At 62.6% G+C, this 6,503-nt stretch carries 5 protein-coding genes; 3 read left to right on the top strand and 2 right to left on the bottom strand.

The features are described from left to right. Positions 1 to 152: 152 nt before the first annotated feature. The gene (locus NWV16_RS10035; RefSeq protein WP_260522887.1) at positions 153 to 890 is read right to left on the bottom strand and encodes a thioesterase II family protein; all 738 of its coding nucleotides are present in this window, start codon (positions 888 to 890) and stop codon (positions 153 to 155) included. Between the two features lie 127 nt (positions 891 to 1,017). On the opposite strand from NWV16_RS10035, the gene NWV16_RS10030 reads away from it, so the two are divergent. Continuing rightward, entirely contained in the window at positions 1,018 to 2,151 is a 1,134-nt protein-coding gene (locus NWV16_RS10030; RefSeq protein ID WP_065257432.1) for a cupin-like domain-containing protein, read from the top strand. Between the two features lie 5 nt (positions 2,152 to 2,156). Here NWV16_RS10030 and NWV16_RS10025 read toward each other — a convergent pair whose 3' ends face one another. Next, complete coding sequence (locus NWV16_RS10025; RefSeq protein WP_260522886.1) at positions 2,157 to 3,329, bottom strand: MFS transporter; 1,173 nt, start codon at positions 3,327 to 3,329, stop codon at positions 2,157 to 2,159. Positions 3,330 to 3,536: 207 nt separating this feature from the next. On the opposite strand from NWV16_RS10025, the gene NWV16_RS10020 reads away from it, so the two are divergent. Next, a complete protein-coding gene (locus NWV16_RS10020) occupies positions 3,537 to 4,337 on the top strand; it encodes a glucose 1-dehydrogenase (protein ID WP_260522885.1) in 801 nt (266 codons plus the stop codon). Continuing rightward, positions 4,330 to 6,156 (top strand): glycoside hydrolase family 15 protein, encoded by a 1,827-nt coding sequence (locus tag NWV16_RS10015; protein ID WP_260522884.1) that lies wholly within the window; start codon positions 4,330 to 4,332, stop codon positions 6,154 to 6,156. The genes NWV16_RS10020 and NWV16_RS10015 overlap by 8 nt, the downstream gene beginning before the upstream one ends. The last annotated feature ends 347 nt before the right edge of the window (positions 6,157 to 6,503 follow it).

Below are 6,503 nucleotides of genomic sequence, written 5' to 3'. Positions count from 1 at the left end.
TTCTTGGGATCCGGATTCAGTAGGCAAGAAGCACAAAGGCACGTCGTCCCTATAAAACGAATGCAGACCGGAAAAATTAGCGATGAGAGGGGCAGCTGCGAGCTGCAAGAGGGAGCGACTGCGGGAGAGAGCCTGCAGTCGCCAATGGGTATTCAGGCGCTGACGGCCAGCGCATGGCGCCGGTGATGCACTTCAAGCTGATCCTTGATCACCTTGAGCACCCTGGCTTCATGTTCATGAATGAAGAAATGCCCGCCGGCCAGCATGTCCACCGAGAAGCTGCCCGAGGTTTCCTTGCTCCAGCCGATCAACTGTTCGGTGGTGGCCTTGTCGGCCTTGCCGCCCAGCACGTGCACCGGGCACTTGAGCAGCGGGCGCTGCAATGGCTGGAATCTGCCGCAGAGCAGAAAGTCCGCACGCAGGATCGGCAAGGTCAGGCTCATCAGCTCTTCGTTGGCCAGCACTTCCTCGCTGGTGCCGTTGAGCGTGCGCAGCTGGTCGATCAGCTCGGCGTCTGTCTTGGGATCGGCGAAACCCCGGTCGTATTCGGCGCGCATGGTTGGTGCGGCAGTGCCCGAGGCGAACAGCGCCACGGGTTCCGGACACCCCAGCGACCGCAGCGCATGGGCGATTTCACACGCCAACAAAGCACCCAGACTGTGGCCGAACAAGGCATACGGAGCCTTGAGTGTCGGGCGCAATTCCTTGGCCAACTGCATGGCCAGCACGCGCATGTCGGTGTGCAGCGGCTCGTCGAACCGTGCACCGCGCCCGGGCAGTTCCACCGGATGCAGTTGCAGCCATTGCGGCAGTTTGGGCCGCCAGCGGCTGTAGACCATGGCACTGGCGCCGGAGTACGGCAGGCACAGCAGGGTCAGCTTGGTCACCACGTTTCCCTCGAAAAAGTCTCTTCAAAAGGGTACGGATCAACGGCCGGGCAAATTAGTCGGCGGCGGCTAAATTTCCCCCGCAAAGCCTCGTTAACCGTTCAGACCAAAACAACAACGAGGATTCACCGTGGACCTGCAGAGCATTCTGGGCAAGCTGTTCGCCAACGCCGGTGCCGTCGGCATCGAAGGCGTTTTTCAATTCGTCTTTGGTCCGCAGCAGGCGTACTGGTCCGAGGTCAAGGCCAGCTCCCGCACCGAGGCCGGTCGACACCCGAGTCCGGACGTGACCATTGAAGTGGCACCGAACGATTTTGCCGGGATCATGACCGGCACCGCCAACGTCGAAGAACTGTTCGCCAGCGGTCGGCTGAAGATCGGCGGCAACATGGGCCTGGCGACGATGCTGCCGCAGATCATCGACCATGCCCGTTACGGTGGTGCGCCGACGCAGAAAGTCGACATGAACAAGCGCTACCCGACACCGCCGCGCCACAGTGAGACCATCACTGCCGCACGGCCTGTGCAGACCGTCGTCGAACGCCGACCGCGCAGCGAACTGTCGCGCCAGGCATTCGAAGAACACTACCTGCCTTACGGCACGCCGGTGGTCATCAGCCATGCCTTGCATGACTGGCCGCTGTTCAGGCTCAGCCGCGAAGAATCACTGGTGCATTTCGCCGAACTGCAAGGCATCACCCGCCATGGCGACTACGTGAAGAAAACCTTTTCCACCGAACGGGATTTTCGCTCCACCTCGATGGCCGATTTCATCGCTTCGCTGGACAGCCCGGCGGTCAAGGGCAAGGACGGCGAACCGCCGGCGTACATGGGCAACAACATCCTGCCGAGCGCCTTGATGCAGCAGATTCAATACCCGCCCTACTTCGATGCGTCGCTGTTCATTGCGCCACGGATCTGGATCGGCCCCAAAGGCACGCTGACGCCGCTGCACCGCGATGACTCCGACAACCTGTTCGCCCAGGTCTGGGGCCAGAAGAAATTCACCCTCGCCGCGCCCCACCATCGCGAAGCGCTGGGCACCTGGTCCACCGCACCGGAGGGTGGTCTGGATGGCTGCGATTTCAACCCGGATGCGCCGGACTACGAGCGTTTTCCCGGCGCACGCGACGTGACATTCCTGCGCGTGACCCTGGAGGCCGGGGATCTGCTGTTCCTGCCCGAAGGCTGGTTTCATCAGGTGGAGTCGGTGTCGACTTCACTGTCCGTCAACTTTTGGGTGAATTCCGGTCGGGGCTGGTAAGCGGCCTATTTGAGGTGACGAAAGCTCTGCACCGCAGAGCCCAGCACCACCGCCCCGGCAACGATCGCCAGCCAGAATCCGCTGCGCGCACCGAAGGCATCCACCAGGGCCCCGGAGCCCGCAGCACCGATGGCCACGCCGATACTCAGGCCGGTCACCAGCCAGGTCAGGCCTTCGGTGAGCTTGGCCGGCGGCACGATGCGTTCGATCAACGCCATCGCCACGATCAGCGTCGGCGAGAAGAACAGCCCCGCAATGAACACTGCGACGGCCAATCCGAAGATATTGGTGGCCAGCAACAGCGGCAGCGTGGTCACTGCAGTCGCCAGCCCGCCATAGAGAAACAGGCGCGGCAACGGCAGCTTCGAGCGCATCGCGCCGAACGCGATGCCCGCCAGACAGGAGCCGATGGCATACACCGACAAGACGATGCTCGCCGCCGCCGGTTGACCCTGTTGCTGGGCGAACGCAACGCTGACCACGTCGACCACGCCGACGATCATGCCCATGGCGACCATCAACAGCAGCAGCCATTGCACGTCGGTGGAACGAATGATCGAACCTTGGTGATGGGATTCATGAGGATGCACCGGCGGCTCGGTGCTGCGCTGGGCGACGAATGCCGTCACGCCAATGGCCAGCATCAACAATGCCGCCAGCGGTCCGGCCTCGGGAAACACCGCGACGCTCAGCCCCACCGACAGCGGCGGCCCGACGATGAAACAGACTTCGTCGAGTACCGATTCCAGCGCATAGGCCGTCTGCAATTGCGGCTGACCGCGATAGATTTCCGTCCAGCGCGCCCGCACCATCGCCGACATGCTCGGCATGCAACCGGCCAGCGCGGCGCAGATGAACAGCGTCCAGTTCGGTGCCTGCAAACGGGTGCACAGCAGCAACATCAGCAACGCCCCGCCACCGATCAGCGCCGCCACCGGCAGAATCCGCCCCTGACCGTAACGGTCCACCAGCCGCGACACCTGCGGCGCACAGAACGCCGTGGCCAGGGCAAAGGTCGCCGCCACCCCGCCCGCCAACGCATAACCGCCAGCCAGTTGCGAGAGCATGGTGATCACACCGATACCGGTCATGGAAATCGGCATGCGCGCGATCATCCCGGCCATCACAAAGGCCCGGGCACCGGGGGCGTTGAACAGTTCGCGGTAAGGGTTTGCCATCGGATACAGCCTCATCAGGGGCGGCCAACTTGCCACAAAGCCTGAGGGGCGGGAAAGCGAGGAATTGTTGGTGGAATGTGAAGTCCCTGTGACGCGCAGGGCCAATCGCTGCGGCCAAAGCTGTCGATGATTTCATGTAAGCGGATGAACTCTCGCCAGCGGCCATCAGTCAGCTAAGTAAGCCCTCAACCCAAGGCGCAACCCTGCATGCAGATTTCCCTCGCCCGCCAGGTGGCACTGGTCACCGGCGCCAGTTCCGGCATCGGCCATGGCGCCGCCAAAGCCCTGGCCGCCGCCGGTGCCGCCGTGGTCATCAATTACAACCGCCAGGCCGAACCCGCCGAAACGCTGGCCCGGCAGATCGTCGCCGACGGTGGTCAGGCCATCGCCATCGGCGCCGATGTTTCGAAGGAAGAGGACGTGGAGCGACTGTTCCAACAGACCCTCGATGCCTTCGGCACGCTGGACATTCTGGTGGCCAATTCCGGCCTGCAAAAGGACGCGGCGGCGGTGGATCTGTCGTTGGCCGACTGGAATGAAGTCATCGGCGTCAACCTCACCGGTCAGTTCCTCTGCGCCCGCGCTGCGCTACGGATTTTCAATCGTCAGGGCGTGCGTGAAGGCGTATCCCGGGCTGCCGGCAAGATCATTCACATGAGCTCGGTGCACCAGCGCATTCCATGGGCCGGGCACGTCAATTACGCAGCGTCCAAGGGCGGTGTCGATCAGTTGATGCAGACCCTGGCCCAGGAAGTCAGCCAGCAGCGCATCCGCGTCAACGGCATCGCGCCGGGGGCGATCCGCACGGCCATCAATAAAGACACCACCGAAGGCGACGCCGGGCAGGCCCTGCTCGAACTCATCCCTTACGGGCGTATCGGCGATGTCGAAGACGTGGCCAACGCGGTGGTTTTCCTCGCTTCCGACGCCTCCGACTACATCGTCGGCACCACCCTGTTCATCGACGGCGGCATGAGCCTCTATCCGGAGTTCCGTGGCAATGGCTGAACATCATTCCGAACGACAAAGCGCCATCGATGCCCACGGCATCATCGGCGACCTGCGCAGTGCGGCGCTGATCAATGACAGGGGCAGCGTGGATTTCTTCTGCTGGCCGGAGTTCGACAGCCCGTCGATCTTCTGTTCGCTGCTGGACACGCCCGAAGCCGGAATCTTTCAGCTGGCCCCGGACCTGCCCGACGCCCGCCGCGAGCAGATTTACCTGCCGGACACCAACGTCCTGCAAACCCGCTGGCTGAGCGATCACGCTGTGGTGGAGATCACCGATCTGCTGCCCATCGGCGACAACGACGAGGCGTTGCCGCTGCTGATGCGCCGGGTGCGGGTGGTCAGCGGGCAGGCAACGTTCCACCTGCGTTGCGCCGTCCGGCATGACTATGCCCGCGCAGACACCCGCGCCGTCATCGACAAGAACGACGTGCTGTTCAGCGCCAGCGGCCAGCCGACACTGCGGCTGGCCTCGGATCGAGGCTTGAACATCGATCAGGAAGCAGCCGTCGCGCAGTTCACCCTGAAGCAGGATGAGACAGCTGCCTTCATGCTCGGCGCCAGCGACGACCCGCGCTTTGCCGAAGGGGCCGACGAGCTCTGTATCGAACGCACGCTGAAGTTCTGGCGCGACTGGATCGGTCAGTCCAACTATCGCGGTCGCTGGCGGGAAATGGTCAACCGTTCGGCGCTGGCCCTGAAGCTGCTGACCTCGCGCCAGCACGGCGCAATCCTCGCCGCCGCCACTTTCGGCCTGCCGGAAACTCCCGGCGGCGAACGCAACTGGGACTATCGCTACACCTGGATCCGCGATGCGTCGTTCACCGTCTACGCCTTCATGCGCCTGGGTTTCATCGACGAAGCCAACGGCTACATGCGCTGGCTGCGCGGGCGGGTCAGCGATTGCAGCGATCAGCCGATGAAGCTGAACATCCTCTACGCCATCGACGGACGCCAGGAACTGCCGGAAACCGAACTCGCGCATTTGTCCGGACATGGCGGCGCAAAACCGGTACGCATCGGCAATGGCGCCTACGACCAGATTCAACTGGATATCTTCGGCGAACTGATGGACGCCGTTTATCTGGTCAACAAATACGGTGACGCGATTTCCCACGAAGGCTGGAAACACGTAATGGAAGTGGTTGATCAGGTCTGTGAGACCTGGCAGACCAAGGACGTCGGCATCTGGGAAATGCGTGGCGAGCAACATCACTTCCTGCATTCGCGCCTGATGTGCTGGGTGGCAGTGGACCGGGCGATCCGGCTGGCGTCGAAACGCTCGCTGCCGGCACCTTTCGCCCGCTGGGACCAGACCCGCCAGGCCATTTATACCGATATCTGGCACAACTTCTGGAACGAAGAGCGCGGGCACTTCGTGCAGTACCAGGGTGGTACTGCGCTGGATGGCTCGATGTTGTTGATACCGCTGGTACGTTTTGTCAGCGCCAAGGATCCGAAATGGCTGGCGACACTGGCCGCTATCGAGAAGCATCTGGTGCGCGACGGCATGGTTTATCGCTACCGCAACGATGACACCGGCATCGACGGCCTGGCCGGCACCGAAGGCGCCTTCGCGGCGTGCTCGTTCTGGTACGTCGAATGCCTGGCCCGGGCCGGGCAAGTGGACAAGGCCCATCTGGAATTCGAACAACTGTTGCGCTACGCCAATCCGCTGGGGTTGTACGCGGAGGAGTTCGACAGCCGTGGCCGGCATCTGGGCAACACGCCACAGGCGCTGACGCATCTGGCACTGATCAGCGCGGCGTGTTTTCTCGATCGCAAGTTGAGTGGGACAAAGAGTGAATGGCAGCCGTAAAGCCATCAGATTCTGTAGGAAATACGCCCGGCACTCGCTCTGATCGTGGCTAATCCCTACACGTAAATAAACAGAATCACAGCAGTCGTGGCGAGGGAGCTTGCTCCCGTCGGGTGATGCAGCGACACCCCAAGCCCTGCCCCCGCATTTCTCCTGAGAGACTGTTCAGCCCGGCTGTGCGACGGCTGCGCAGCCGAACGGGAGCAAGCGCCCTCGCCACGACTGGCAATACCTGACTGCCTACAGCCACTCAACAAACCCCAAACATTCCCTGCCCGTCACTTGCACTTACACCCCGAAATACCTTGTTGCCAGCGGTTACATCCCCCCCTACCATCCACCGCAAC

The sequence above is a fragment of the Pseudomonas sp. BW7P1 genome (assembly GCF_024981055.1).
In the GTDB taxonomy this organism is placed as follows: Bacteria; Pseudomonadota; Gammaproteobacteria; order Pseudomonadales; family Pseudomonadaceae; genus Aquipseudomonas; species Aquipseudomonas bananamidigenes.
Note: the sequence above shows the minus strand (reverse complement) of the source record. Positions and strands in the feature narration are given on the sequence as shown.